The 25,113-nt window shown below is 45.3% G+C and carries 28 protein-coding genes, 1 tRNA gene, 1 other RNA gene and 1 pseudogene; 5 read left to right on the top strand and 26 right to left on the bottom strand.

Going from position 1 to position 25,113, the window contains the following annotated elements; translation table 11 throughout:
- Positions 1-60 precede the first annotated feature (60 nt).
- From ACFSUO_RS10570 to metG, 3 genes are all read right to left on the bottom strand, one after another.
- Positions 61-1,284 carry a ubiquitin-like domain-containing protein gene (locus ACFSUO_RS10570; RefSeq protein WP_382393839.1) on the bottom strand — a complete coding sequence of 408 codons (1,224 nt, stop codon included), beginning with the start codon at positions 1,282-1,284 and terminating at the stop codon, positions 61-63.
- Positions 1,285-1,524: 240 nt separating this feature from the next.
- On the bottom strand, positions 1,525-2,301 hold the full coding sequence (locus ACFSUO_RS10565; protein WP_382393837.1) for a TatD family hydrolase: 777 nt from the start codon (positions 2,299-2,301) through the stop codon (positions 1,525-1,527).
- Positions 2,302-2,422: 121 nt separating this feature from the next.
- Entirely contained in the window at positions 2,423-4,384 is a 1,962-nt protein-coding gene (gene metG, locus ACFSUO_RS10560; protein ID WP_382393835.1) for a methionine--tRNA ligase, read from the bottom strand.
- 313 nt (positions 4,385-4,697) lie between these two features.
- Between metG and ACFSUO_RS10555 the strand changes: the two genes are divergently transcribed.
- Complete coding sequence (locus ACFSUO_RS10555; protein ID WP_382393833.1) at positions 4,698-4,985, top strand: AbrB/MazE/SpoVT family DNA-binding domain-containing protein; 288 nt, start codon at positions 4,698-4,700, stop codon at positions 4,983-4,985.
- Positions 4,986-5,143: 158 nt separating this feature from the next.
- On the opposite strand, the gene rsmI is transcribed toward ACFSUO_RS10555, so the two are convergent.
- From rsmI to tadA, 18 genes are all read right to left on the bottom strand, one after another.
- Entirely contained in the window at positions 5,144-6,019 is an 876-nt protein-coding gene (rsmI, locus tag ACFSUO_RS10550) for a 16S rRNA (cytidine(1402)-2'-O)-methyltransferase (protein WP_382393831.1), read from the bottom strand.
- Positions 5,997-6,290 (bottom strand): GIY-YIG nuclease family protein, encoded by a 294-nt coding sequence (locus ACFSUO_RS10545; RefSeq protein WP_382393829.1) that lies wholly within the window; start codon positions 6,288-6,290, stop codon positions 5,997-5,999. The genes rsmI and ACFSUO_RS10545 overlap by 23 nt, the downstream gene beginning before the upstream one ends.
- Complete coding sequence (locus ACFSUO_RS10540) at positions 6,277-7,023, bottom strand: tRNA1(Val) (adenine(37)-N6)-methyltransferase (protein ID WP_382393827.1); 747 nt, start codon at positions 7,021-7,023, stop codon at positions 6,277-6,279. The genes ACFSUO_RS10545 and ACFSUO_RS10540 overlap by 14 nt, the downstream gene beginning before the upstream one ends.
- A gap of 83 nt (positions 7,024-7,106) precedes the next feature.
- Positions 7,107-7,454: a DNA replication initiation control protein YabA gene (gene yabA, locus ACFSUO_RS10535; protein WP_382393825.1), complete on the bottom strand. Its 348-nt coding sequence runs from the start codon at positions 7,452-7,454 to the stop codon at positions 7,107-7,109.
- A 14-nt stretch (positions 7,455-7,468) separates the two neighbouring features.
- Positions 7,469-8,296, bottom strand: a complete 828-nt coding sequence (locus ACFSUO_RS10530) for a PSP1 domain-containing protein (RefSeq protein ID WP_382393823.1) — start codon at positions 8,294-8,296, stop codon at positions 7,469-7,471.
- A 6-nt stretch (positions 8,297-8,302) separates the two neighbouring features.
- Positions 8,303-9,292, bottom strand: a complete 990-nt coding sequence (gene holB / locus ACFSUO_RS10525) for a DNA polymerase III subunit delta' (RefSeq protein ID WP_382393821.1) — start codon at positions 9,290-9,292, stop codon at positions 8,303-8,305.
- Between the two features lie 114 nt (positions 9,293-9,406).
- On the bottom strand, positions 9,407-9,556 hold the full coding sequence (locus ACFSUO_RS10520; RefSeq protein WP_382393819.1) for a DUF327 family protein: 150 nt from the start codon (positions 9,554-9,556) through the stop codon (positions 9,407-9,409).
- Positions 9,557-9,809: 253 nt separating this feature from the next.
- Positions 9,810-10,139 (bottom strand): cyclic-di-AMP receptor, encoded by a 330-nt coding sequence (locus ACFSUO_RS10515; RefSeq protein ID WP_382393817.1) that lies wholly within the window; start codon positions 10,137-10,139, stop codon positions 9,810-9,812.
- Positions 10,136-10,786 (bottom strand): dTMP kinase, encoded by a 651-nt coding sequence (tmk, locus tag ACFSUO_RS10510; RefSeq protein ID WP_382393815.1) that lies wholly within the window; start codon positions 10,784-10,786, stop codon positions 10,136-10,138. Before tmk ends, ACFSUO_RS10515 begins: the two co-directional genes overlap by 4 nt.
- A gap of 14 nt (positions 10,787-10,800) precedes the next feature.
- Positions 10,801-12,216: an aminotransferase class I/II-fold pyridoxal phosphate-dependent enzyme gene (locus tag ACFSUO_RS10505; protein WP_382393813.1), complete on the bottom strand. Its 1,416-nt coding sequence runs from the start codon at positions 12,214-12,216 to the stop codon at positions 10,801-10,803.
- An 84-nt stretch (positions 12,217-12,300) separates the two neighbouring features.
- Positions 12,301-12,492: a sigma factor G inhibitor Gin gene (locus tag ACFSUO_RS10500; protein ID WP_382393811.1), complete on the bottom strand. Its 192-nt coding sequence runs from the start codon at positions 12,490-12,492 to the stop codon at positions 12,301-12,303.
- Between the two features lie 301 nt (positions 12,493-12,793).
- The gene (locus tag ACFSUO_RS10495) at positions 12,794-13,060 is read right to left on the bottom strand and encodes a pro-sigmaK processing inhibitor BofA family protein (RefSeq protein WP_382393809.1); all 267 of its coding nucleotides are present in this window, start codon (positions 13,058-13,060) and stop codon (positions 12,794-12,796) included.
- 70 nt (positions 13,061-13,130) lie between these two features.
- On the bottom strand, positions 13,131-13,349 hold the full coding sequence (locus ACFSUO_RS10490) for a YaaL family protein (protein WP_382393807.1): 219 nt from the start codon (positions 13,347-13,349) through the stop codon (positions 13,131-13,133).
- 21 nt (positions 13,350-13,370) lie between these two features.
- Complete coding sequence (gene recR, locus ACFSUO_RS10485) at positions 13,371-13,967, bottom strand: recombination mediator RecR (RefSeq protein ID WP_382393805.1); 597 nt, start codon at positions 13,965-13,967, stop codon at positions 13,371-13,373.
- Positions 13,968-14,067: 100 nt separating this feature from the next.
- Positions 14,068-14,382 carry a YbaB/EbfC family nucleoid-associated protein gene (locus ACFSUO_RS10480; RefSeq protein ID WP_382393803.1) on the bottom strand — a complete coding sequence of 105 codons (315 nt, stop codon included), beginning with the start codon at positions 14,380-14,382 and terminating at the stop codon, positions 14,068-14,070.
- Between the two features lie 30 nt (positions 14,383-14,412).
- On the bottom strand, positions 14,413-16,101 hold the full coding sequence (gene dnaX, locus ACFSUO_RS10475) for a DNA polymerase III subunit gamma/tau (protein ID WP_382393801.1): 1,689 nt from the start codon (positions 16,099-16,101) through the stop codon (positions 14,413-14,415).
- Between the two features lie 256 nt (positions 16,102-16,357).
- Positions 16,358-16,623: signal recognition particle sRNA large type (gene ffs, locus ACFSUO_RS10470), an RNA gene on the bottom strand.
- Positions 16,624-16,784: 161 nt separating this feature from the next.
- Positions 16,785-17,246, bottom strand: coding sequence for a tRNA adenosine(34) deaminase TadA (gene tadA / locus ACFSUO_RS10465; RefSeq protein WP_382393799.1), 462 nt, complete (start codon positions 17,244-17,246; stop codon positions 16,785-16,787).
- Between the two features lie 140 nt (positions 17,247-17,386).
- Between tadA and ACFSUO_RS10460 the strand changes: the two genes are divergently transcribed.
- Positions 17,387-18,679: a LysM peptidoglycan-binding domain-containing protein gene (locus ACFSUO_RS10460; RefSeq protein ID WP_382393797.1), complete on the top strand. Its 1,293-nt coding sequence runs from the start codon at positions 17,387-17,389 to the stop codon at positions 18,677-18,679.
- A gap of 54 nt (positions 18,680-18,733) precedes the next feature.
- On the opposite strand, the pseudogene ACFSUO_RS10455 reads toward ACFSUO_RS10460, so the two are convergent.
- The 4 genes and pseudogenes from ACFSUO_RS10455 to ACFSUO_RS10440 form a co-directional block, all read right to left on the bottom strand.
- Positions 18,734-18,853 (bottom strand): annotated as a pseudogene (locus tag ACFSUO_RS10455) (DJ-1/PfpI family protein); the annotation flags it as partial.
- A gap of 181 nt (positions 18,854-19,034) precedes the next feature.
- Positions 19,035-20,750 (bottom strand): acetate--CoA ligase, encoded by a 1,716-nt coding sequence (acsA, locus tag ACFSUO_RS10450; protein ID WP_382393795.1) that lies wholly within the window; start codon positions 20,748-20,750, stop codon positions 19,035-19,037.
- Positions 20,751-20,968: 218 nt separating this feature from the next.
- Positions 20,969-22,195, bottom strand: a complete 1,227-nt coding sequence (locus tag ACFSUO_RS10445; RefSeq protein ID WP_382393793.1) for a dicarboxylate/amino acid:cation symporter — start codon at positions 22,193-22,195, stop codon at positions 20,969-20,971.
- 95 nt (positions 22,196-22,290) lie between these two features.
- Positions 22,291-22,362: transfer RNA gene (locus tag ACFSUO_RS10440), tRNA-Arg, on the bottom strand.
- 185 nt (positions 22,363-22,547) lie between these two features.
- On the opposite strand from ACFSUO_RS10440, the gene ACFSUO_RS10435 reads away from it, so the two are divergent.
- Genes ACFSUO_RS10435 through ACFSUO_RS10425 form a run of 3 tightly spaced genes read left to right on the top strand, consistent with a single transcriptional unit; the run spans position 22,548 to position 24,285 of the window.
- A complete protein-coding gene (locus ACFSUO_RS10435; protein WP_382393791.1) occupies positions 22,548-23,195 on the top strand; it encodes a deoxynucleoside kinase in 648 nt (215 codons plus the stop codon).
- A 14-nt stretch (positions 23,196-23,209) separates the two neighbouring features.
- Entirely contained in the window at positions 23,210-23,893 is a 684-nt protein-coding gene (locus ACFSUO_RS10430; protein WP_382393789.1) for a deoxynucleoside kinase, read from the top strand.
- Between the two features lie 35 nt (positions 23,894-23,928).
- Positions 23,929-24,285, top strand: coding sequence for a hypothetical protein (locus ACFSUO_RS10425; RefSeq protein WP_382393787.1), 357 nt, complete (start codon positions 23,929-23,931; stop codon positions 24,283-24,285).
- On the opposite strand, the gene proC is transcribed toward ACFSUO_RS10425, so the two are convergent.
- Positions 24,280-25,095, bottom strand: coding sequence for a pyrroline-5-carboxylate reductase (proC, locus tag ACFSUO_RS10420; protein WP_382393785.1), 816 nt, complete (start codon positions 25,093-25,095; stop codon positions 24,280-24,282). The two genes, ACFSUO_RS10425 and proC, sit on opposite strands and share 6 nt — an antisense overlap.
- Positions 25,096-25,113: the final 18 nt, after the last annotated feature.

The raw sequence follows: 25,113 nt of genomic DNA, 5'->3' as shown, positions 1-25,113 counted from the left end.
TCCTCTTCCCGAATAATAATGCTCCTGTCACTATACCATGACAGGAGCTGTTTTCCTATTTTAGTCGAGTATTTTAACTTTAACGGTTTTTCGTCCAAAATTCAATGCCGCTGATTGACTTGAAAAATGGAGATCAATTCGGTTTCCGGCAATTTTTGAACCAGTATCCCCAGCAATTGCCGTGCCATAGCCTTCCACCCAAACCTTCGTGCCCAGTGGAATGACACTTGTATCAACGGAAACAACTTTTTTGTTCGGGTTTGCCTTCAAATTAATACCAGTAGCTGTAGTACCCGAACAGCCATCACAATTAGCTGAATAAGCAGTGGCATTCATATACATTACCTTACCGCTATCGCTGTCGCTGTCATCAGAATCGTCACCAGAGTTGCTCGTATTGGACAGCGTCTTCAGATTCTGCTCTTTTTCCTTTGTACCGATTGCGACAACCCGGTTTTTGCTTTCGCGTCTAACTGTCTTATCAACCAGTTCCCGGTCAACCTCTTTGCCGTTTTCTTTCGTTACTTTGTATTTTTTGACCACCAAACCTTCTTTTCCTTCAGAAATGACATTTTGCTTTCCTTTTGCCAGACTGTTGTCTTTTTGTTTTTCTACTTGGTAATCAATGGTCTCTTCTACTTTATCCGTCACTTTTTTAATACGGGTGATGGTTACTGGTGTGTCTTTTTTAACCTTTTTATCTTTTGCTGGTTTAACTTTATCATGATCTTTAAGTTTGATGTCTTCTTTGTCCAGAAGTTCCCCGACGGTTCCGCCATTTACCCAAATTTTTTCCTTTTCACCGCCGTCATTGACAGTCACCTGAAATGCTTTATCGATGGCAAGCGTCATACCATCCTCAATCGATTCATCCTTGGCATGTGACGTCTCATCATGCTTTGTCACTTCAATGCCTTCCTCATCAAGGAATTTCTTCACGGTATCCATTGTTGTAAAATAACTTTTTTCATTCCCATCGACTGTAACGGTAACCTCACTGGCTTCATCGTATGTAACGTTCATATCATTTTTCAGTGCTGTGTTTAAATTATGGTTTAGTGCGTCATGCTCTTCATAGGTAATCCCTGCTTCGGCAAGTAATTCTTCAACGGTGTCTGCATGGGTCTTGACTGTTTGCTTTTCCCCATTTTCCGTCAGTGTCACTTCTGCTTTTGTTGTTTCGAAAATGACGAATCCGGAAAAAGCAATCAGTGCTATGATACCTGCACCAGAGAAAATCTGTTTCCAGGTCAGTTTTGGCAAAAGCTTTGAAAATATTCGCATGCTTCTTTGCCTCCTTTCACCGCGACTTTGATTATATTAACAGACCTATGCAATTGCAACGAAATTCCGTTTACGTTTCCTTTACAGTTGGATTACAAATGATGACCACTTTGTGACAACCTTTCTAAAAGGTTGTCATGGCAGTACGTACAGCCAAAAAAAGAAGACTGACAATTGCCGTCAGTCCCATCAGATTATCCAATTTCCTATCATTTTATTACACGCATTTTACAACAATCTTCACGCGTTATCGCCAATTTTAAAGAATGTAAAGGCATTTTCTGTCGTTTTTCTACTTAATTCATCGAATGGCATATCCCGGAGTTCAGCAATCTTCTCGGCCACCAGTTTAACGTAAGCAGGCTCGTTGCGCTTGCCGCGGTTGGGGTGTGGTGCCAGGAACGGAGCATCGGTCTCCACCAGCAGCCGGTCAAGCGGAACCTCGACAGCCACATCTTTTGGCAATGTTGCATTTTTGAATGTGACTGGTCCGCCCAGCGATATGTAAAAATTCATATCGAGGAAGGTCGGCACATGTTTGGCATCGTCATTGTAGCAATGCATGATGCCACCAACATCCTTGGCATTTTCCTCTTGCAGTACTTCAATAATATCCACCGTCGCTTCCCGGTTATGGATAATAATTGGCATACCGACCTTTTTGGCCAATTCAATTTGTTTGCGGAAAACATCTTTCTGCACATCTTTCGGTGATTTATCCCAATGATAGTCTAATCCCATTTCACCAATGGCCACCACTTTCGGATGTGCGGTCAGCTCTTCAATCCATTCCAGGTCCTCATCTTGCATATCAATGGCATCAACGGGGTGCCAGCCGACAGCGGCATAAATTGTTTCATTCTGTTCGGCTAGTTCCAATGCCAATGGGATAGTCTCCCGGTTAAAGCCGACCACGACCATGTATTGAACCCCAGCATCAAACGCACGCTGGATGGTTTCCTCTCTGTCTTCAGCAAATTGCTCCACATTCAAATGCACATGTGTATCTACTAACATACGATCACTCCTGTGATAAACGGATTTAACATACTTACAGTAACAAATTGTTGCTTCCTAAACACGCAGTGAAAATAGAAAAATCGGCAATACGGCCGATTTTTCTAAGGTTGGTTCAGGCTTATTTCACGACAGATCCATTCGGCAATGATTGTTCAACAGATGCCAGCACGAGCTGTCCTTGGTTGTCTTCTCCACATAGAATCATGCCCTCGGACATTTCCCCACGCAGTTTGACCGGTTTCAAATTGGTTACGCAAATGACTTTGCGGCCAATAAGGTCTTCCGGCTGATAATGTTCCGCAATGCCTGATACAACCTGGCGCTTATCCGTTCCGACGTCCAGCTGTAATTTCAGCAGTTTATCGGTTTTTTTGACTGATTCCGCCTTCATGACTTCAGCAACGCGCATGTCCAGTTTCATGAAATCATCAATAACGACTTCTTCTTTCTGTTCCGGAACCGGTTCCTGAGGCTCCTGCTCCTCTTTCTGTTTCGGCTTTTGCATCATTGCCTTGATTGCCTGGACTTCTTTATCAACATCAAGACGAGGGAAGATTGGGTTGCCTTTTTGGACTGGTTCGCCTTCCTTCAGAACACCGTCGTCACGGATGCTGTCCCATGCCTTAAGTGATCCGTCCTGAATTCCAATCTGGCGGAAGATTTCGTTAGGCGCCTCTGTCAGAAATGGCTGCAGCATAACCGCAATTTTGCGCAATGATTCGGCAAGATGTGCCATTACATTGCCGAGGCGTTCATTGTTTGCAGCATCCTTAGCCAGCTTCCACGGTTCCGTTTCATCAATGTATTTATTGGTACGGCTGATCAGCTGCCACAAAGACGAAAGAGCGACTGAAAATTGCATGTTGTCCATCGCGTTTTCTACTTTTTCGGCCGTTTCTTGCTGCAAGTTTTCCAGCGACCTCTCCACTTCAGTTTCTGCCGCTTTGTAGGCAGGCATTTTGCCGTCAAAGTATTTGCTGATCATCGCAATCGTTCTGTTAAGCAGATTGCCAAGATCATTGGCAAGATCATAGTTCGTGCGTTCCACAAATCCTTCCGGCGTGAAAACACCATCCGATCCAAATGGCACCTCGCGCAACAAATAGTAGCGCAATGCATCAAGGCCATAAACATCGATTAGCTGGACCGGATCGACAACATTGCCTTTTGATTTGGACATTTTACCATCTTTCATCAAAATCCATCCGTGTGAAAAAACCTTTTTCGGTAATGGCAGATCAAGTGCCATCAGCATAATAGGCCAATAAATGGTATGGAACCGGACAATCTCTTTACTCATTAGATGAACATCAGCAGGCCAGTATTTCCGGTACCGTTCATCGTCACGAGACCCATAGCCGAGTGCCGTAATGTAGTTCGTCAGCGCGTCAATCCATACGTAAATAACATGCTTCGGATCGCCCGGTACTTTAATACCCCAGTCAAAGGTTGTCCGTGATACAGCCAAGTCCTCAAGACCTGGTTTAATGAAGTTATTCAGCATTTCATTTTTTCGGGTTTCCGGCTGAATGAACTCCGGATTTTCCTCGTAAAATGCCAACAGCCTGTCCACATACTTGCTCATCCTGAAGAAATAAGATTCTTCTTTTACTTTTTCAACTGGCCCGCCACAATCCGGACAGGCGCCTTCATCAAGTTGGCGTTCTGTGAAAAAGGACTCGCATGATGTGCAATACCAGCCCTCGTACTCATCAAGGTAAATATCCCCCTGCTGGACAAGCTGGTCAAAGATCTGTCCGACTACCCTTTTGTGCCGCTCCTCGGTAGTTCGAATAAAATCATCGTTTGTTATTTTTAATTTCGCCCATAAATCCTGAATGCCGCTGACAATTTCATCGACATACGCCTGAGGTTCTTTTCCTGCTTCTTCTGCTTTGCGCTGGATTTTCTGGCCATGTTCATCCGTTCCGGTCAGATACATGACATCATACCCGCGCAGCCGCTTATAACGTGCCATCGCATCACCGGCGACGGTTGAATACGCATGGCCAATATGCAGGTTGCCACTCGGATAATAAATCGGTGTGGTTATATAGAATGTTTTGTTATCGTTAGGCATAGCGTTCCCTCCTCCATCATGATTCCCATTGTAGCTTTTTTTAAAAGTTTTTCCAATCACGGGCTCCCCGGACACATGCAACTGACTTTCTATATTCCTAATACGCGCTATTTTACCAAAAAACGAACCAATTGTTTAGTTAATCTAATTTTCAAATTAATTTTTACACTTTTGCACCATACTTATTGACACCTGTACAGAAGGTTGGTACGATATTCCATAAGTAAGTGTCGAAACGTGGCGAATATTTTTTAATGGGGAAACAATTTCCATGGTTGTTTTAAAAAAGAAAGTTTAGAGGGGAGAATGGACTATGAAATCAACCGGAATTACACGGAAAGTGGATGAACTAGGCCGGGTCGTGCTCCCGATTGAACTGCGCCGTACACTGGACATCAACGAAAAGGATGAGTTAGAAATTTTCGTTGATGATGACCGGGTAGTACTGAAAAAACACAAACCAAGCATGACCTGTCAGATTACCGGGGAAACATCAGATGACAATTTATCATTGGCCAATGGTCAAATTGTGCTCAGTCCAGAGGGGGCAAAAGCACTTATTGCAGAAATAGAGTCACGATTCGACCCGCAACCGGATTAAACAGCTAGAAACAGCAATTTATTTGCTGTGTTCCCATAGAATGTGCGAAAAGCGGCTGACGCATTGCCAAAACAACGTCAGCCGCTTTTTTTTGCTATTTACCCTGTTTGCGCAGATCTCCCACTTTTCCGTCCGGATGGAGCGTTTCCGGTTTCTGCTCAGCTGTCAATATGGAATGCCTGGTATACTTCACGCTTGGCAAGATTCCGGTCAGTGGCAGTACGTTTAATGGCGTCTTTGCTTGTTAGATCCTCTTCCTGTATGTAATGGGTGACGTGCTGGGCAATGGACATGCCGCTCCACCACAGATCATCCGCCTGTACCGTATCACTGGAGGCCCCTTCCATCACGAGGCAGCATTCCCCTTTCAGTTCTACTGAATCCGTCCATTCAATCAGCTCTTCCGCGGTTCCGCGGGCATATTCCTCAAATCTTTTTGTCAGTTCGCGTGCCACCGTGATCCGGCGATTGCCAACATGCATATGCAGTGCTTTCAGTGTATCTTTCACCCTATATGGCGACTCATAGAAGATTAATGTGGCCTGTATACTCTTTAGACGGTCCAGTTCTGCTTTCTTATCCTTCGTTTTGCGCGGCAAAAATCCATAAAACAGAAATTCCCCCGCCGCAAGCCCCGATCCAACAAGTGCACATAATGCAGCATTAGCACCGGGAAGAACAACTACTGGATGCTCTGCTTCTATTGCAGCCTGCACCAGTTCCTCACCGGGATCGGAGACAGACGGCATGCCCGCATCACTGACAACAGCGATCGATTCGCCTTTTTCCAGGCGGGCAAGAAGTTCTTGTCCACGGCTTTTTTTATTATGTTCATGGTAGCTAACGAGCGGTGTGGGTACATCGAAATGGCGGAGCAGTTTCCTAGTGTTCCTCGTATCCTCCGCAGCAATGACATCCACCTCTTCTAATGTTTTCAGCGCCCGCATCGTAATATCATCCAAGTTCCCGATCGGGGTAGGAACAACATAAACAGTACCGTCAGTATCTCCGCTAAAGCTCTTCTGAATTTGCATACTGCATCACTTCTTTCAGCTTCTCCCTTATCAACTTCACTTTTTCCTTGCGGGAGAGCTGTTTCACTTGGTATTCCTTCTTTAGTGCTTCTTCTTTGGTTGGGAATTTCTCTACAAACACTACCTGGAATGGCCCACGTCCCCTTGTATACTTGGCACCTTTTCCGTCTTCATGCATTTTCAGCCTGTTTTCCAAGTCATTGGTATAGCCGGTATAAAACGTGTCATCGCCGCATTTCAAAATATAAACGATATGCTCATTGTTTTCCATAAATGATTCCCTCGGCTTCCTTTGTATAAGTATTGTCCTCATGATAAATGTATAATGGTGGAAGAGTAGCAAGCCCTGGCTTTCCGTCTCTTGTCCCTTCAATCAGCAGCATATTGGCATCCCGCCCGTATTTCGGATAGACAAATTGAATCCGTTTCGGCTCAATCCGGTGCTGGCGGAACAATGCGATAATATCCACTAGTCTATCAGGCCTGTGCACCATCGCCACTTTCCCACCGGGGCGCACATGCAGCTTGCATGCTTTGACCACATCCTCAAGAGTACAGTACACTTCATGCCTTGCAGCAGTCAAATGGGCATTTGCATTATGCTCTGTTTTGGCAGGAGACCGAAAGTAAGGAGGATTGCACGTAACCACGTCAAATGCAGAGTGACCCAGCTCCGTCTTCATTTCCTTTAGATCGCCGTGAATCATCGATAGCCTGTCACCAAGCCCATTCAATTCCACACTGCGCTGTGCCATATCAGCGAGCCGTTCCTGAATCTCAACCCCGGTAATCGATGCATTCGTGCGCCGTGACAGCAGCAGAGGAATCACACCATTGCCTGTACACAAATCAAGAATATTGCCTTTTTTGATTGGTACATATGCAAAGTGGGCTAGCAGCACAGCGTCCAGGGAAAATGAAAAAACCTCCGGGCTCTGTATAATATGCATATCATCTTCAGCCAGCAAGTAATCAATTCGTTCATCATCATTTATTGCCTTCATTGTACTCATCCATTCATGCCAAGGATACAAAAGCTGTCCCTAAAGCATAGAGACAGCCTTTTGAACACGCAGCGACATCGCCATCATTTTGTTTTATTCAGAAATTCGAGACAGAACAGGCAGTCCTCTTCCCTTCTTGGAGTGCCAAAATGAACATTGCATATATGAAATCCCTCTTCATACAGTCTGGCCAGGTTATCATAGCCTTCCCCCGGTATGTCCTTCGTAGCATGACCCTGCTCTTTGTCATCCGGGACATCTTCCCCTGTTTGTTCCAGGCGATTGTGCAAATAATGATTCTCCATTTCCAGCCGGTGCTTTTCCTCAAGCAAATCACGCAATTTGCCCTTCAAATCACCAAGCTGTTCATACAGCTCACCGATTTGTGTTTCCATATCGGATACCTGGTCGAAAATTTGCCTCTTAGACACGCTTCCTCACCCCACTACTCTGTGGCTTGCGCTGCAATAATGCCTTCATTAATCATTTCATCTAATGTATATTCAATCACGCGTTCCTTTTCCGGTATTTCAATATGGATGATTCTCTCCAGAATGTTCAGCCCGACTACCTTCCCATTTCCATATGGGGTTGTAATTTCTTCCCCCATGTCGGGCAGTTCACGTTTAGCAGTTTCGTAGTCATCGTTTTCGTATTTCAGGCAGCACATTAGACGTCCGCACAGTCCTGAAATTTTAGCCGGATTCAGTGACAAGTTCTGATCCTTCGCCATTTTGATGGATACTGGTTCGAAATCTCCTAAAAACGTGGAGCAACAAAGCAGTCTGCCACACGGACCGATACCGCCGAGCATTTTGGCCTCGTCACGGACACCAATCTGCCGGAGCTCAATGCGTGTTTTGAATTCCGCAGCCAGGTCCTTCACAAGATTGCGGAAATCGACCCGGCCGTCTGCTGTAAAGTAAAAGATAATTTTATTGCGGTCAAACGTAAATTCCACTTCGACCAGATTCATATCCAGTTCATGTTCCTTAATTTTTTGGGAACCTATTTCTATAGCTTTATCTGCAAGGTCCTGATTTTCCATGACCGTACGTTTATCTTCCTCATCTGCCAAGCGGATCACTTTCTTGAGCGGAAGGACGACATCCTCCTCGTCCACCTGCCTGTTCGTGATGACAACTTTGCCAAATTCGATTCCGCGGACCGTTTCAACCACAACATAGCTGTCGGTTTCTATTTCATTATTCCCGGGATCAAAATAATATATTTTACCCGCTTTTTTAAAGCGGACACCAATCACTTCTATCATTGTCTATCACCCCTGTATTTGAACGGTGAGCTGTTCCATCACTAGTGCTGGATTGACATTTTGCTTGAGTTTGCGTTTGGCATCCAGCAGTCTGTTCAGTATATCCAGCAATTTCTCCTGTGAAAAGAACATCACCAGGTTTTCCAGTTTCTCATCACCCTTTGAAAAAATAATCAGGTCCTCGTCCTTGCCGATATGGCAGTATAATATATCTTTGAATGCCAAAACCAGCAAATCCAGCCCCTGTTCCTGCTGTGACCGTTCTTTGAAATGCGGCAGCCACTCGTGATGCAGAAACAAAAACAACTCGTCCGGATTAGCTGTGATTATTTCTATCAATTGTATCATTCGTTTTCGTGCCTGCGCAAACCAGTCATCTTCGCTCCACGCAATTGCTTCGTCCAAATTATTCGTTAAAGCACTCAGTAAAACAGCAGTTGGCCTATTGATACCATGCTCCACAAGCTGCTCCTGAAAAGCCTCCGGATGAAGCGGTTTCAAATCGATAACCTGGCATCGTGAGCGGATAGTAGAAATAACTGCCTGACTATTTTCGGTCAGCATCACGGCCGTCGTTTCTCTTCCCGGCTCCTCCAGAAACTTCAGAATCCGGTTGGCGGCGTTCTGCGTCAGCGTCTCAGCACCCTTGATCACATAAAACTTTCGATCTGACTCCAGTCCGGAATACATGAACTCCTTTTGCAAATGCTCTATCTGTTCTTTTCGTATGGATTGCCCGTCCGGTTCAATCCAATGGACATCCGGATGGTTCCCTGATTCAATCCGTTTACACGCGTGACATACCTGGCAAGGATCAGGGCCGGATCGATTCTGACAAAAGACAGATTTTGCAAGCAGGATTGCAATGGCGTCTTTTCCTGTGCCGCGCTCTCCCTGAAGCAGATAGGCATGGGATATGCGGCCCCTCTCAATACTATTGGTGATAATTTTGCTTGCCAGTGGCTGAATGACAGCTGCTTCCGACCATGTTTTCATTCGCTAGTCCCTCATTTATCAAACTACATGTACAGATTGACTAACAGATCTTTTACTTCTCCAATCAATCCGAGCAAATCGACGTTTTCTTTTCTTGATTCATGACCTCTTCCGTTATTTAATCAGTTTATTGTCGACTTCTTTTATAATTGCCAGCTTACGGTTATGCCCATCCATACTGAAATCATGTGACTTTTTTACATCAGGCCCTTTGTACACCGTTTTCTCCAGGAATGACTTAACGAGTCTTTTGAATCTCACCATGTCGCGGAATGACCGGTACCGGGCTAGTTTATCCCCTTGCGTTGTCTTTCATGAGCCGATCAAGTTCCTGCTGTTTCAGCCCCTGTGTCTGCGACTAGACGATCTGCTGAAAAGAAACATGCCTTTCAGCGGATAATGGCTGTTTTTTGGCTGCCGTTTCGACTTGTGATTGTACATCCGTGCTCACTTTCATGCGATCATTCCTTTTCGATAAACCATCCCGGATGAACGGTCATTCAAAGTATCTCATCCCTTAAAACTGTAGAAACTTCTCGACGGGCATTATGAATACAGTTGCTCCGCCAACCTCGACTTTTACCGGTTTCGGGATGTAAGAATCAGCATTGCCGCCCATAGGTGAAATTGGCGCCACCATTTGCTCGCGCTTGGAACAGTTGTCCCTGATAACATCCAAGGCCTGGTCAACATACTGGTCTTCGCAGCCAATCATCAATGTTGTGTTCCCTTCTTTCAGAAAGCCACCAGTCGTTGCCAGTTTGGTTATCTTGAAGTTCTCCTCACCCAAGGCATCAACAAGGCGGTTCGTATCCTTATCCTGGACAACCGCGATAACTAATTTCACTGTTCTCCCTCCTCTGTATTCGTGTGTAAACCTGATAATAGCTCTTGTACGGCATCTGCCTTAACCTGTTCGTACGGCTGATCCGCATCAATAACCCGGATGCGTTCCGGTGATTGTGAGACAAGCCACTGATAGGCCTCATAAACCTGTTCATGGAACTGAATATTCTCAAGGTCAAGGCGGTTTCTTTCCCGGTTCTCATTAGCCTCAATGCGCGCCAGTCCTTTGCCCGGCTTAATGTCAAAAAATAGTGTCATATCCGGGAAAGCATCCTGGATGGCAAACTGGTTAATCCGATAAACATCATCCACACCAATTCCTCGAGCATAGCCCTGATAGGCCAGACTGCTGTCAATGAATCGATCGCACAGGACAATTTTTCCTTTGTCCAGAGCTGGCAGGATCTTTTCCACGAGATGCTGCCGTCGCGCTGCTGCATACAATAGGGATTCCGTGCGCGCATCCATTGATGTATGGGTTTTGTCGAGGATAACTTGACGTATCTTCTCGGCGATTTCGATGCCCCCCGGTTCACGGGTGGTCAGCACATCATATCCTTTATCCGACAGCATGCTGGCTGCGGCTTCAAGAATGGAAGACTTACCGGCACCCTCCCCACCTTCAAATGTTACAAAATATCCATCCACGTTTGGTTGCTCCTTTATTCAAAAACAGTGATTCTACCAGTGATGCTCCGATGCTGGAACGAAACATTCTGCTGCAGCATTTCTTCCACTAGCTGAAGATGCCTTTCTGTGATCTTTTCGCCCTTCAGGATAATCGGAATTCCAGGTGGATAAGGTATGACAGCTTCTGCTGCTATATAGCCTGCCGATTGCTGCAAGGGTACCTGCGTTGTCCGGCGCTCTAGCATTGTCTGGTAGTCCAAATCAAGTTCTGTTAATTTTTCTGTAAATAAAACATTCATTTTCATTATAGCATGATTTGCCGTAAATTTTAATTGTGCACCAATTCGTTTGACGGCATTTTTTAGATGTGCTGTTTTGGTGAAAGGAGCTAGTCCGTGTACCATTAATACCTGATTATGAGTGGAAAGCTCCGGATAAATTCCTTCCCGTTCAAATGCTTGAGCCAGAGCATCACCAGTTAGACCACTTCTTGCCTGCAGTGTAATTTTCAGCGGATCATCCGACTCCAAAACTTCCCATGGCCCGTCCGCCAGTATACCCTTGAGATGATCAGCGCTTTCAATTACCAGATCGATCTCATGTTCAGTCATTCCCACCATGTGAAAACGTGCTAAATCCAATGATGCCATAATCGGGTACGACGGGCTGCTCGACTGCAGCATCTGTAAATAGTGCCTGATACGTTCAATGGCAATCCGCGGTGAACGGACGTGCAAATAGGATCCCATCGTCATTGCCGGAGCCATCTTGTGCGCCGACTGAACAACAGCGTCCGCACCTAATTCAAGTGCGGCTGCCGGAAATTTGCTTCCCAGCGGAAAATGAACGCCATGTGCCTCATCAACAAGCACTGGTACATCATATGCATGGGCAAGATCAATCATTTCTTTTAAAGGGAAGATTCCGCCAAAATAATCAGGATAGGTCAGAACAACGGCTTTCGCTTCAGGATGTTGCCTTAATGCCTCGCGTATAGTATGTATAGCCGGCGCAGTATAACGCCCTTTGGACTTATCAAATTCTGGTGCTGCGAACACGGGTCTGGCACCACTCAATTCCAGCCCATTCATAATCGACTTGTGGCTATTGCGCTGTACGATGATTTTATCCCCAGGGGAACAGACAGCCATTACCATTGCCAGATTGCCTGCCGTACTGCCGCCAACAAGAAAAAAGGTGGCATCCGCGCCAAAAAAAGCAGCTGCCAGGTCTTGCGCCTCTTTAATGACTTCATTTGGTGCATGCAAATCATCCAGGCCCACAAGTTCCGTCATGTCAATAGGTAGAACCGAACCAAAGAAAGACCGCGCCCGTTCTGGAAAAATCCTCCCGTTTTTATGTCCGGGCACATGAAACGAAACGGATTCACGGCCGGCCATTTGCTGCAGTGCATCATATAACGGTGTTTGTGTCTGGTTTCTTCTCATCGTTCATCCCCCCTTTGGTTATTTCTATTCTATTTCAACAAAAAAGGCCTCTGCAAAAAATTTGCAAGAGACCTTCAGTGATTGCTAGGAATATAGTGTTGGCTGATTAACATTTTTCAGTTTCTGTAGATAGTAACGGTATTTTTCTTCTCGTGGTTCTGTCTGGACCATGTTCGTCTCACATTCGCGGCAGATAAACATTTTATATAAATGAATACCCCGTTCCTTCTCTTCTTCACAGATTCCACATCGTTCCAACATTACTTTTTGTTCCATCTCCCCACCTCCGTTAGCTTAGTATCTCCTAATCTAACGAATCGTATACATGATAATCTTGTAAATGTAGATTTTTTAATAGAAAATACCCGCAAAATTTTGTATATACAGCAGTATATGCTGTGGGGGCTCTTTTCTTTACTGTTTCAGCCAACATTTGTGGGGAATATTTTTTTAAAAGACTGTTGCTTTTGGCGTCATTCTAAGAACCAAACACTTACTTAATAATTTCTATAAACCGCGACGTAACTGCTACGTTGATTTCCACTCCGGGCAGTCGCTTTCCGCGGGCAAATAACCGTCACGCTATGATGAATAAATGGATAGCGGCCAGTGAGGCCAGTCCAAATAAACCCAAAAATCCGGAAACGGCTGCCGTGAATAGATTAATTGGGATATGCAACCCAATCGCCCCACCAAACACATTAAAGAAAAACAGAAATAAAATGCCAATACCCATTTTCACCGTACTGTTTGCGATGAACCGCATTGGCTTCACAGGGGCACCTGCAAATAGCAAAATGACAATCAGCGCAACCATAATCGATATCACCAGTGTTGAACTCAATCCGAACACTCCTTTTCCTTGTCCCTTTCTACTTATATATGAAAAGGCGTGCGGAAAAAGAACTTCTTATCTATTTATTATATCGGATGGCACTAATTTTGCGCCGTTTGGCCTCCCGCAGCAAAAATAAATAGTTTTCCCTGGCAATATTCTGCCTGTAAAAAATGTCTTCCGTCGGTTCAATGCTCTTCTCCACAATTGCCTGGATCTGCTTCCATTCATTCTCCAGGGCTACAATTGCATCCAGTAATTGTTCGTCTGCTCCCCGCTTTTTCTTTTTTCTCCTCATATCATCACCTGACCACGTATGTTAGAGGTCTCTTCTGCCTTCAAGGGCTTTGGACAGTGTCACCTCATCTGCATATTCCAAATCACCGCCAACCGGCAATCCGTGGGCGATCCGGCTCGTTTTAATACCTGAAGGCTTGACAAGGCGAGATATATACATTGCCGTTGCCTCCCCTTCAATATTCGGGTTGGTCGCGAGAATGAGCTCCTCCACCCCTTCATCCTTCAGTCTATTAATCAGGTCCGGAACATTGATATCTTCCGGGCCAATGCCATCCATTGGAGAAATAGCACCATGCAGCACATGATATTTCCCGTTGTATTCCTTCATTTTTTCCATGGCTATAACATCTTTCGGATCCTGTACAACACAAATAATAGAACCGTCTCTTGATGTATCCTGACAGATTGCACACGGATCCTGGTCTGTGATATGGCCGCACGTGGAGCAATGTGTCAGTTCCCGTTTGGCATTGACCAATGACTTGGCAAAATCCAGCACATCGTCATCTTTCATATTCAGCACAAAAAATGCCAGCCGGACAGCGGTCTTCGGACCAATCCCTGGCAATTTTGTGAAACTGTCAATCAGTTTGGAAATCGGTTCTGGATAATACATTCCGGTACCTCCTATTAGAAAAGCTCGAAGCTCACCCCCGCCTTATGGCAGGCGCCGAAGCTTTTCTTATAAGGTCAACAATCCTGTTTAAATTCCTACATTAGAACATTCCAGGCATATTCATCCCTTTTGTGAATTCTCCCATCGTGTCATTTGTTTTATCTTCAATCTGTTTAAGTACATCGTTGGTTGCGGCCAGAATAAGATCCTGCAGCATATCTACATCATCCGGGTCAACAACCTCTTCAGAAATCTGTACATCCGTTATTTCTTTTTTGCCATTTGCCACAACCGTAACCATTCCACCGCCGCTTGACGCCTCAAACGTCATTTCATGCAGTTCTTCCTGGGCTTTCATCATTTTCTTTTGCATCTTCTGCATCTGCTTCATCATGTTATTCATATTTCCTTTCATTGGAAACGCCTCCTTGAACTTAATCGGTTTTTATTCGTGAATTTCCAGCAGATCATCGCCTACAAGCTTCCTAGCCTCTTCCACCAGAGGATCTTTCTCCTTGCCTTCTTCTTCTGCGGCGGATTGTTCCTGCCTGCTTATATATTCATTGCGCAATTCCTGCCAGTTATGCGCTGGAATTGGTATAATTGTCCAATCTTTACCTGTGACGCTTTTTAAAACAGACTCAACTGTTTCCTGGTTATCGAGGAATAAGGAACAATGAATTTCATATTTGAACTGAACGACCAGTGCCTCCTGTGATGCGGCGGCCGGCTTGCTGTCCTGGATCGTTGCGTGGGCAGGAGCACTTGCTGACTTTAGCTTTGATAAAAAAGATGCCCACTGGGACTGTACTTCCTTCAGAAGCGGCCGTTCTGCTGCATTCAGCACACGCCGGATTTTTTCATATGGTATTGTGTAGCCATTTTTGGATGACCTTGGCCTTGACCGTTTGGGTTCACTTTTTGAAGGCTGCTGTTTGGCGGCAGGCGGTGCCTCTTTCAACGCATTCAGCTCTTTCTCCAAGTGTTGAATCTTTGTCATCAATTCCATGACTTTCTCCGAGTCCGGTGCATTTTGCTCTTGTCGTTCATGCCCCTTGTCGGCGATGGTCAGCAGAGCAATTTCAATGAATACTTTCGGGCTATTTGTCCACTTAATCTCCTGCTGACACTGGTTCAGATGAGTGATTGCCTCTTGAATCCAATTATTGGATACCTCACCGGCAAGCTGTTTAAACGGTTCGTCAATCATCGCCCTTTCCAAAATGCCTTCCAGAGAGGGGGCGCTTTTATACAGCAGCAAGTCACGCAAAAAATAGATCAGGTCATACACAAAACGTGCTGGGTCTTTACCGTTCTGAATCAAATCGTCCAGCAATGACAGTGCCCGCTGTACATCCCGCTGTTTTAGTGCCTGCACGATGTCCGTCAATAGCCCTTGTGCCACACCGCCTGTGACAGCCAGGACATCCTCCAGTTCAACGCGCTCGTCACTGTAGGAAATTGCCTGGTCAAGAATGCTCAACGCATCCCGCATGCCGCCTTCCGCTGCCAGTGCAACTGTTTCCAGTGCATCAGGTGATACACCTATATTCTCTGCGCTGACAACCGTCTGCATGCGTTCCACAATCGACTTACTCGTGATCGGCTTGAAGTCGAAACGCTGGCATCTTGACGCAACGGTCAGCGGAATCTTATGGGGTTCGGTTGTGGCAAGAATGAACACGACATGCTTCGGCGGCTCTTCCAGTGTTTTCAGAAGTGCATTAAACGCACTCGTTGAAATCATGTGCACTTCGTCAATAATATACACTTTATAAGGAACCGTACTGGAAGCATATTTTACTTTATCCCGTATTTCGCGTATATCCTCAACACTCGTGTTCGAGGCAGCATCCATTTCGATTATATCGGAAATGGAGCCATCCTGAATACCGCGGCAGGCAGCACATTCATTGCATGGTTCTTTCACAGGGGCCTTTTCGCAGTTAATTGTTTTCGCAAAAATCTTAGCCGCACTTGTTTTCCCGGTTCCCCGCGGGCCTGAGAAGATATAGGCATGCGAAAACTTCTCCTGCACAATAGCATTCTGCAAAGTTCTTGTAATATGGGTTTGTCCGACAACGTCCTGAAACTGTCTTGGCCGCCATACGCGGTATAATGCCTGATAGCTCATAATGAACGCTTCCCCTTTGTGGATTCTATTTAAATTATACTCGATTTAAGGGGTGAATGTGAACCTTTATGGACCATCAATTGAAAAATAGCTGCCAGCCGCAGAAAGTGCTTTTCTTTTCCAAGGAACGGAAAAGCAAGCTAACGAAGAAATTCGAAGCGTCATTTTTACTGGATTTTTTGAACAACCTATTATATACGAAAAAACTGCACCAGCCCGCAGTACGGTACTGATGCAGCCTTGCAAATATATGTAACCGTGCACCCATCGTTGATCGGACGTCCCTAAGCGTTACCCAAGTTCATGGCTCAGCTCAGGCTTCCCCGCGGCACACAAGAATGACCACTTACTGCTGCTTCCTTCCGGATCTGACAGGATTCATGGGTTCCTGTTGCGCAGGACCTGGGCGTCAACACCAATCCCTTGGGGCAGGCCTTAAAGACGCCTGACCTCGAATGGGAATTCAGCCTCGCTATAGCGGATTGCGAGTACAGGGCACCGCTACCTCCCCGCCTAGCACGGCAATAATTATTATACGTACTATCTAAGCAAAATGCAATGAAAAAAACAAAGTGGATACATTTTACAGTACGCCAGAACCTTCAAACCCATTTGCAGGCTAAGTTCGTGATGCCTTTGAAAAAAGTACCGCCTTTTCTGCTTGCGATGGATAGCTCCCGAAGCTATTTCTTTTTATTCCCGCGCAATTCCCGGAAAAAGTCAGTCAAAAGCCCGCTGCATTCCGCTTCCAGAACGCCGCTGGTCACCGCTGCCTGATGATTAAATCGCTTATCGTCAAGCAGATTCATCAGTGTTCCGGCACACCCTGCTTTTGGATCCGGTGCACCATACACAACCCTTCCAATCCGTGACTGGAGTATCGCACCAGCACACATGGGACACGGCTCCAGCGTCACATACAGTGTGCAGTCTTCCAGCCGCCAGCTGCCAATTGCCTGATTGGCCTTTTTGATGGCGATAAGTTCAGCATGTGACAGCGTCGTCTGGGATGTCTCCCGGACATTATACCCTGCCGCAATCACGTTTTCATCATGAACAATAATCGCTCCTATCGGGACTTCATTCATGGCTTTTGCCTTATTTGCCTGTCGGATTGCTTCCATCATATATGTAGCATCATCCATTAGCCGTAACACCTCACTTGCAGTCAGTATAACCCATTTTACCAGAATACGAACAGTATAATCGGTACATTGGTGGTATATCTGTCTTATGCCAGTCATAACGTGTAATAAGGATACAACAACTGAGGGAGGGAACTTTCGTGCAAATACACGTGGTACAGCAAGGGGATACACTGTATGCCATCGCCAATACATATGGCACCTCAGTGAATGAACTGATTGAAGCAAATGAACTGGATGCGCCCAATAACCTTGTTGTCGGCCAATCGTTGGTCATACCAATCGTCGGGCAATTTTACTTCGTCCAGCCCGGCGACAGCCTGTACTCCGTCGCCCAAAAATTTAACATGTCCTATCAGCAATTAGCTCAAATCAATCAATTTCCTGTCAATAATACCTTACCTGTCGGCTACAAACTGTACATTCCGGAACAGCCTAAACAGCAGATAACCGCCAATGCCTATATTGAACCATATGGTGACAGTGTTTCGGACACACTGGTGAACGCTGCAACTAAAACAGCACCATATTTGACTTATATCGCACCGTTTAGCTATCGCATCAGCCGGAACGGGACACTCACGCCGCCGCCATTGGATAATTTCCAGCAGATTGCAAATGAAAACAATACAGCAAGGATGCTTGTCGTTACTAACCTTGAAGGCGGTGAGTTCAGCAGGGAACTCGGACATATCATTGTTACCGTCCAAGCTGTGCAGAATACACTGCTCGATAACATTGTGAACGTTGCCAATGAGCAAGGATACAATGATGTCCATTTTGACTTTGAATTTTTGCCGCCGGATGATCGTGAAGCTTATAACCAGTTCCTTCGCAAGGCAAAACAGCGCCTAGCAGAAGAAGGTCTGCTCATGTCAACTGCACTCGCCCCAAAAACAAGCGCCGAACAGGAAGGAGCATGGTATGAGGCACATGATTATGCCGCTCATGGGGAAATTGCCGATTTTGTGGTGTTGATGACATATGAATGGGGATATAGTTATGGTCCGCCATTAGCCGTCTCTCCGATAGATGAAGTTCGCAAGGTAGTCAATTTTGCACTTAGTGTCATGCCTGCTAATAAAATCCTGCTTGGACAGAACTTATATGGCTATGACTGGACATTACCATATGAAGAAGGCGGAGATCCCGCTGAAGCAATCAGTCCGCAAGAGGCGATTAACCGGGCACGCATCAATAATGCAGCTATTCAGTACGATTCAGAAGCACAGGCACCATTCTACACGTATACCGATGCACAGGGAAAAGAACATGAAGTGTGGTTTGAGGATGCACGCTCCATCCAGGCTAAATTTGACATGATCAAGGAACTTAACCTTCGAGGAATCAGTTACTGGAAGCTTGGACTCGCCTTCCCGCAAAACTGGCTGCTACTGCAAGACCGTTTTAATGTGAAGAAATTGGAAGAATGATAAAAACCCCCCTCAAATGCCGTAGTTTTCGAGGGGGGATTTATTCCCGATTAGACCTTCTTCTTTCTCAATTGTTACCACTTCATGACCGGCATCCTTGAATGCCTCGGCTGGTTCTGTGTACTCGACGTCTTCAAACATGTCCGTCAGAACTGTCGCTATTTTCTTACCCATGTACGATCACCCCTCCCAGCTTTGGTAAATCCTGAACAGTTACCCTGCAATCCATATGCAAGGCAAAGCATGTTCCATCCATAATTGTAATACCAGGTCGGACTATGCGAACAACCAAACTGCTTGTCCGACCAATTCATGCTAAAAAGGCTGCCATCCGCAGATGACAGCCTCTAATTTTTTACGTTTCCAATGTTGACGTATCGCCGGTCGGTAATCCAAGTTCCCATGATTTCAGCAGCCGGCGCATAATCTTTCCGCTTCGTGTTTTCGGAATACCATCTTTGACTTCGAGTTGACGTGGTGCCGCATGCGCACTTAGCCCAGTTTTGACGAATTGACGGATTTCTTCAAGCAATTCGTCTGAATGCTTATATCCGTCATTTAGCGTAATGAAGGCTTTAACAATTTCTCCACGCTCCGGATCCGGTTTGCCGATAACACCAGCTTCTGCAACAGCAGGGTGCTCGATTAGCTTGCTCTCAACCTCAAATGGACCGACGCGCTCACCGGACGTATTGATAACATCATCCAGACGTCCCTGGAACCAGAAATAACCATCTTCATCCTTGTAGGCGCTATCACCGGAAACATACCAGCCATTGATGAAGTAGCTTTCGTATTTCTCCGGCCGTTTCCAAATCGTACGCATCATTGCTGGCCATGGCGCTTTAATAGCTAAATTCCCCATCTGATACGGTGGAACCTCATTGCCTTCATTGTCGACAATGGATGCTTCAATTCCCGGAATTGGTTTACCCATTGAACCAGGACGGATTTCCTCTGACGGTAGGTTAACAATCAGCTGCGCACCTGTTTCCGTCATCCACCATGTATCGTGAATCCGCAAATCAAATGCCTGCAGTCCCCATGTAATGACTTCCGGATTCAGCGGCTCCCCGACACTCATAATATGACGCAAGGATGACAAGTCATGGCTTTTTACCGCATCCTCACCGGCACTGACCAACTTCCGGAGTGCAGTCGGAGCTGTGTACCAGACGGACACCTTATAGTTTTCAATTGTGCCATACCAGTTATCCGGACTAAACCGGCCGCCGCGGACTACGTTTGTGACACCATGCAGCCATGGGGCAAAAATGCCGTAGCTCGTTCCTGTAACCCAGCCAGGGTCGGCTGTGCACCAGTAAACATCGTCCTCTTGCAGGTCAAGCACCCACTCAGCCGTTGCATAGTGCTGAATCATCGCGTTATGGACATGGTAGACGCCCTTAGGTTTGCCGGTTGATCCGGACGTATAATGAATCAGCATGCCATCTTCCAAGTCAACCCACTCAATAGCGAAGTCGCTGGAGGCCTCTTTCATTTCACTCGCATAATCAATATATTTATCAGACGTTTCATTATGATCACCAACAAGGATGATTTTCTCCAGGTCAGGCAGATCTTCCTGTGGGACTCGCTCCAAAAGTTCTGGCGTAGTAACTAGCATGCTTGCTTCACTATCCTGCAGACGGTCACGGACAGCCTGCTCCATAAAAGCTTCAAATAGAGGTCCGGCAATTGCACCAGTTTTCAGAATACCGAAAAACACCGCATAGAACTCTGGGCTTCTTGGTAAAAAGAGAAATACACGGTCGCCCTTTTCTACATTATATTTTTTTAACACATTTGCAAACTGGTTGCTTTTTTGACGCAATTCATCAAATGTCACTTTTTCTTCCCGGTCCGGTGACGTGTACATTAAGGCAGCTTTATCCTTCTTGGCAGGATCTTCCGCATGGCGGTCAATAGCTTCATATGCCATATTCACTCTGCCAGTTTCATTCCAGCTGAAGTTCTTTTTTATTTGGTCCCAGGAAAAAGTCTCCCGCACCTTTTCATAGTTTTGCAGATTGAAATTCCCATCTCGCGCAGGTATCCGTTGCATATCCATCTGTATCACCCTTTCTGAGTTTTGCAACCGGTTACAATGGCCCCTATTAAAATACTTATAGGAGAAGTGCACCAACTATGCAATTATATAAAATTATGCAAACATTTTGTAACTGATTTCTATTTTAGAACATTTTGTGACAATTTTAAAGTGTTAAGGCTTAAAAAAGTAAAAAAACACCCTTATGGTCTATCTGCATAAGGGTGCTAGGGGAGCAATCAGCCTGTATTTTTGGCTTCTTTTCGTTTGTCTTTTTCCGATATGATATAGGCACATGCGGCATCACCGGTTATGTTAAGTGATGTTCGCATCATATCCAGCAACCGGTCAACACCAATAATCAGTGCAATACCTTCAACCGGAAGACCTATTTGATTTAATACCATTGCAAGCATAACTAGGCCTACACCAGGCACACCAGCTGTCCCGATGCTTGCCAGGGTAGCGGTGAGAATGATGATCGTAATATCACTGAAACCAAGGTCAATGGCATATACCTGCGAGATGAACACTGTTGCAACAGCCTGCATAATACCTGTTCCGTCCATGTTGATTGTGGCTCCAAGCGGCTGGACAAAACTGCTGATTGATTTTTTGACGCCAAGATTGTCCTGCGCCATTTTCATGGAAACCGGCAATGTGGCACTGGAACTGGATGTACTGAATCCAACCGACATAGCCGGGAAAAACCCTTTGTAAAAAGTGAGCGGATTTGCCTTGCCAAGTGCCCAGATTGCCAGACTGTATGTGATGGCGCCATGAAGGATTAAACTTAAAATGACTGTTATCATATACATCGCCATGGATCCCAGAGCATCAAGCCCCGCATCCCCAATGGCCGATGCAATTAAAGCAAACGCACCATATGGGGCTGTTTTCATTACTAAGTTCACCAGGAAGATTAAAATATCGTTTGCTTCTTCAAACAATTGGTGAATACGTTTTGTTTTATCCCCCAGCGCGGCAAGTGCTATCCCTATAAAAATAGCAAAAGCAATTATTTGCAGCATATCTCCGCTGCTCATCGCTTTTATTGGATTTTCCGGGATGATGTTAATCAGGGTATCCATAATCGGAGGAGCTGACTGTTCTTCATACGTATTCTCACCGATAGGAAAATTGCCTCCCTGACCCGGCTCCAATAAATACCCCATCCCAATACCGATAGACAGGGCAACTGCTGTTGTCACAAGATAAAACGCAATTGTCTGCATGCCGATTTTACCAAGCTTTAACGGATCACCCAGCCCGGCAGCTCCGAGGACAATGGAGACAAATACAATCGGCACTACCAGCATCATAATAAGATTTAAGAATAGCTGACCGATAGGATTTAAAGCGTATTCATCAATGGCAGAAAAAACATCCCCTGGAACAAAACTCAGACCAATCCCAGCTACCACACCAAGTACAAGTGCGATTAGAATCTTTTTTGTTAATGTCATGCTGCACGTTCCTTTCATGCTGATTTGTTCAAACGATGGATGCTTCTTTATGAGATATTTCGAATGTTTCAGGATGGCATATACTTAATGAGGCATGCCCCCGGCAGGAATCGAACCTGCGCACACGGCTTAGGAGGCCATTGCTCTATCCGCTGAGCTACGGGGGCATTGACTAGTGAAGCTTGTCCTATACAAGAGAAAATAACTATGATGTGAAAAACTCACAACAACTATTATACTAAAGGTTGACTCAAATGAAAAGATAAAATTGCATATTTACATGGAAGTGCCTTTTCCAATATGCTAAAATAAACCGAGTCGACCAGATAATAGATTGATCGGAGGGTACATCATGCCAACTGTTCCGTTCATTGCAATCGAGGGTCCGATCGGGATTGGCAAGACATCACTTGCCAAAAAACTTTCCGCCCGTTTTGACTTTCATCTGCTGAAAGAAATAGTGGAAGAAAACCCATTTCTAGGAAAATTCTACGATAATATTGAGGAATGGAGCTTCCAGACAGAAATGTTTTTTCTATGCAACCGGTTCAAGCAGCTGGAAGATATTGAACAGAAATATTTAAGAAAAAACAAGGCGGTCATCGCCGATTATCATATATCCAAGAACATGATTTTTGCCAGGCGCACACTGCCGGCAGATAAATTTGATAAGTATGAACAGATTTACCACATTTTAACGAAGGATATGCCTGTCCCGAATATTATGATTTACATGCATGCAAGCCTTGATACAATCCTGGAGCGCATTCGCAAACGCGGGAGAGATATTGAGCAAAATATTAAATCATCCTACCTGGCTCAGCTTGCCGACGATTACGAGGCATATATGAATGAATTTGAGATGCTTCATCCGGATATTCCGGTTATTCGCATTGACGGAGACAAAATGGACTTTGTCAAACACCAGGATGACTTGGAGAACATTATCAGTCAAGTCAAGCAGCAAATGCAGTACCAACAGGCAATATCTAAACATTAAAGGGGAACAAAATGATGAATTTACGTGCAAAATACCAGATACCAAATGACAGCATCATAACAGTCGCCGGCACCGTTGGCGTAGGTAAGTCAACGATGACAAAAACATTGGCGAACGCCCTCCATTTCAAAACCTCCTTTGAAAAGGTGGAAACGAATCCCTATCTAGAAAAGTTTTATAACGATTTTGAGCGGTGGAGCTTCCATCTGCAAACCTACTTCCTGGCTGAACGTTTTAAGGAACAAAAACGGATTTTTGAATATGGTGGCGGGTTTGTTCAGGACCGCTCCATTTATGAAGACACCGGCATCTTTGCCAAAATGCACTATGAAAATGGGACGATGCCGAAAACAGATTATGAGACATATACGAACTTGTTTGAGGCAATGGTCATGACACCGTATTTCCCGCATCCGGATCTCCTGATTTACCTTGAAGGTTCATTTGACGAAGTACTCGAACGTATTCAGAGCCGCGGCAGGCAAATGGAACAGGACACACCTGTTTCCTACTGGAGAGAAATGTACGACCGTTATGAGGATTGGATAAACAACTTTAATGCATGTCCGATATTGCGTATCAATATATCTGATTACGATCTGATAGAACAAGAAGAGTCAATTGAGCCAATCCTTGAGAAAGTCGGCCATTTCATCCAGCAGGCACGGAAATGGAAGACAAGAGAATTTATTAAATAGCAGGAAGGACTCCTAATCAGAAAGGAAGAATGATCATGGCGACCATTCGGACGGAAAATGAACGGGATTTGGTCGTAGAAGCTGATTTGTCTGACCTGCAGGCATTCATTGATGAAGCAGAACGGAATTTGGATGACTATAAAGATGAGATTGCCGTCATTCACGATAAGATGCCAAAGTTTGAATATATATACTTTTGCTCCTATGCCTATTCCACGTATCGCCTGCTCGAAGTGACATTTGACTTTGATACGAGTGAAGTCGTGCATATCCGGGTTTCCGCGCCTAATGAACTTTTCTATGCCTTCTATGGCATGATTGCAACACTCCACAAACAAGCAAAAGTACAGGAAAACAAGGAACTCGGTGCCAAACCGGTTCCTTGTTTATAATTTTTTCCCTAACTCAATCGAGCGCTCACGAGCGGTTTCGACACAGCTCATGACCGCTTCTTGAAAATTACCTTTATCCAAAGCCTCCAGCCCGGCCTGGGTCGTCCCCCCCGGACTTGTTATATTTTTACGAAGTTCAGCTGGATCCTGCCCAGAAGACTTCAACATTTCCCCGGCACCAGCAATTGTTTGTACAAGCAATTCGTGTGCAGTTTGTTTGCCAAGTCCCGCTTGTATGGCTGCCTCCTCCATTGCCTCGACCAGATAATACACATAGGCTGGTCCGCTTCCTGCAATGGCAGTAACCGTATGCATATCTTCTTCGGCAACTTCTGTAGCTGTTCCGATTGTGCTGAACAAATGAAGGGCAGTACGGAGATGATCCCCGGTGGCATACTTTCCCTTTGTAACAGCCGTAGCAGACTCACCGGCTGCTGCGGATGTGTTCGGCATCGCCCTGATCACCGGTATGTCACGACCCAGCAACTGTGAAATCGTGTCAGTTGATACACCGGCGGCAACAGATATAAGCAGCTGATCACTATCTAAATGATCCCGAATGGAAGCAACGGCTGCCTTTATATCGTATGGCTTAACAGCAAGCAAAACGGTACGAGCATCAGCAACAGCTTCCCGTTTATCCTCGACATATGGAATATGGTACTGCCTTTCTAAATGTTCCAGCCTCTCGAAATCCGATTTGTTTGTTACCATGATATTTTCTTTTGGCAAAAACTCACTGGCCAGTATGCCGGATAAAATAGATTCAGCCATCGAACCAGCGCCAATAAATGCCATTTTTTCGGACATAATCCAAATCCCTCCTTG

Source organism: Lentibacillus juripiscarius, assembly GCF_042685205.1.
GTDB classification, from domain to species: Bacteria; Bacillota; Bacilli; order Bacillales; family Amphibacillaceae; genus Lentibacillus; species Lentibacillus juripiscarius.
Note: the sequence above shows the minus strand (reverse complement) of the source record. Positions and strands in the feature narration are given on the sequence as shown.

Excerpts from the sequence above, each read along its gene's own strand:
- ACFSUO_RS10500 (WP_382393811.1), bottom strand. The coding sequence starts at position 12,492 with ATGGAACAAAAAGTAATGTTGGAACGATGTGGAATCTGTGAAGAAGAG.
- holB (WP_382393821.1), bottom strand. The coding sequence starts at position 9,292 with ATGAAAACATGGTCGGAAGCAGCTGTCATTCAGCCACTGGCAAGCAAA.
- tadA (WP_382393799.1), bottom strand. The coding sequence starts at position 17,246 with ATGGATGATGCTACATATATGATGGAAGCAATCCGACAGGCAAATAAG.
- ACFSUO_RS10505 (WP_382393813.1), bottom strand. The coding sequence starts at position 12,216 with ATGAGAAGAAACCAGACACAAACACCGTTATATGATGCACTGCAGCAA.
- metG (WP_382393835.1), bottom strand. The coding sequence starts at position 4,384 with ATGCCTAACGATAACAAAACATTCTATATAACCACACCGATTTATTAT.
- ACFSUO_RS10540 (WP_382393827.1), bottom strand. The coding sequence starts at position 7,023 with ATGAAGGCAATAAATGATGATGAACGAATTGATTACTTGCTGGCTGAA.
- ACFSUO_RS10425 (WP_382393787.1), top strand. The coding sequence starts at position 23,929 with ATGGCGACCATTCGGACGGAAAATGAACGGGATTTGGTCGTAGAAGCT.
- dnaX (WP_382393801.1), bottom strand. The coding sequence starts at position 16,101 with ATGAGCTATCAGGCATTATACCGCGTATGGCGGCCAAGACAGTTTCAG.
- proC (WP_382393785.1), bottom strand. The coding sequence starts at position 25,095 with ATGTCCGAAAAAATGGCATTTATTGGCGCTGGTTCGATGGCTGAATCT.
- ACFSUO_RS10570 (WP_382393839.1), bottom strand. The coding sequence starts at position 1,284 with ATGCGAATATTTTCAAAGCTTTTGCCAAAACTGACCTGGAAACAGATT.
- ACFSUO_RS10430 (WP_382393789.1), top strand. The coding sequence starts at position 23,210 with ATGAATTTACGTGCAAAATACCAGATACCAAATGACAGCATCATAACA.
- ACFSUO_RS10545 (WP_382393829.1), bottom strand. The coding sequence starts at position 6,290 with ATGGAAAACAATGAGCATATCGTTTATATTTTGAAATGCGGCGATGAC.
- ACFSUO_RS10555 (WP_382393833.1), top strand. The coding sequence starts at position 4,698 with ATGAAATCAACCGGAATTACACGGAAAGTGGATGAACTAGGCCGGGTC.
- ACFSUO_RS10435 (WP_382393791.1), top strand. The coding sequence starts at position 22,548 with ATGCCAACTGTTCCGTTCATTGCAATCGAGGGTCCGATCGGGATTGGC.
- ACFSUO_RS10480 (WP_382393803.1), bottom strand. The coding sequence starts at position 14,382 with ATGAAAGGAAATATGAATAACATGATGAAGCAGATGCAGAAGATGCAA.
- ACFSUO_RS10565 (WP_382393837.1), bottom strand. The coding sequence starts at position 2,301 with ATGTTAGTAGATACACATGTGCATTTGAATGTGGAGCAATTTGCTGAA.
- ACFSUO_RS10520 (WP_382393819.1), bottom strand. The coding sequence starts at position 9,556 with ATGGTGAGATTCAAAAGACTCGTTAAGTCATTCCTGGAGAAAACGGTG.
- ACFSUO_RS10445 (WP_382393793.1), bottom strand. The coding sequence starts at position 22,195 with ATGACATTAACAAAAAAGATTCTAATCGCACTTGTACTTGGTGTGGTA.
- recR (WP_382393805.1), bottom strand. The coding sequence starts at position 13,967 with ATGTATTATCCAGAACCGATTTCCAAACTGATTGACAGTTTCACAAAA.
- ACFSUO_RS10530 (WP_382393823.1), bottom strand. The coding sequence starts at position 8,296 with ATGATAGAAGTGATTGGTGTCCGCTTTAAAAAAGCGGGTAAAATATAT.
- ACFSUO_RS10490 (WP_382393807.1), bottom strand. The coding sequence starts at position 13,349 with ATGAGGAGAAAAAAGAAAAAGCGGGGAGCAGACGAACAATTACTGGAT.
- rsmI (WP_382393831.1), bottom strand. The coding sequence starts at position 6,019 with ATGCAAATTCAGAAGAGCTTTAGCGGAGATACTGACGGTACTGTTTAT.
- acsA (WP_382393795.1), bottom strand. The coding sequence starts at position 20,750 with ATGGATATGCAACGGATACCTGCGCGAGATGGGAATTTCAATCTGCAA.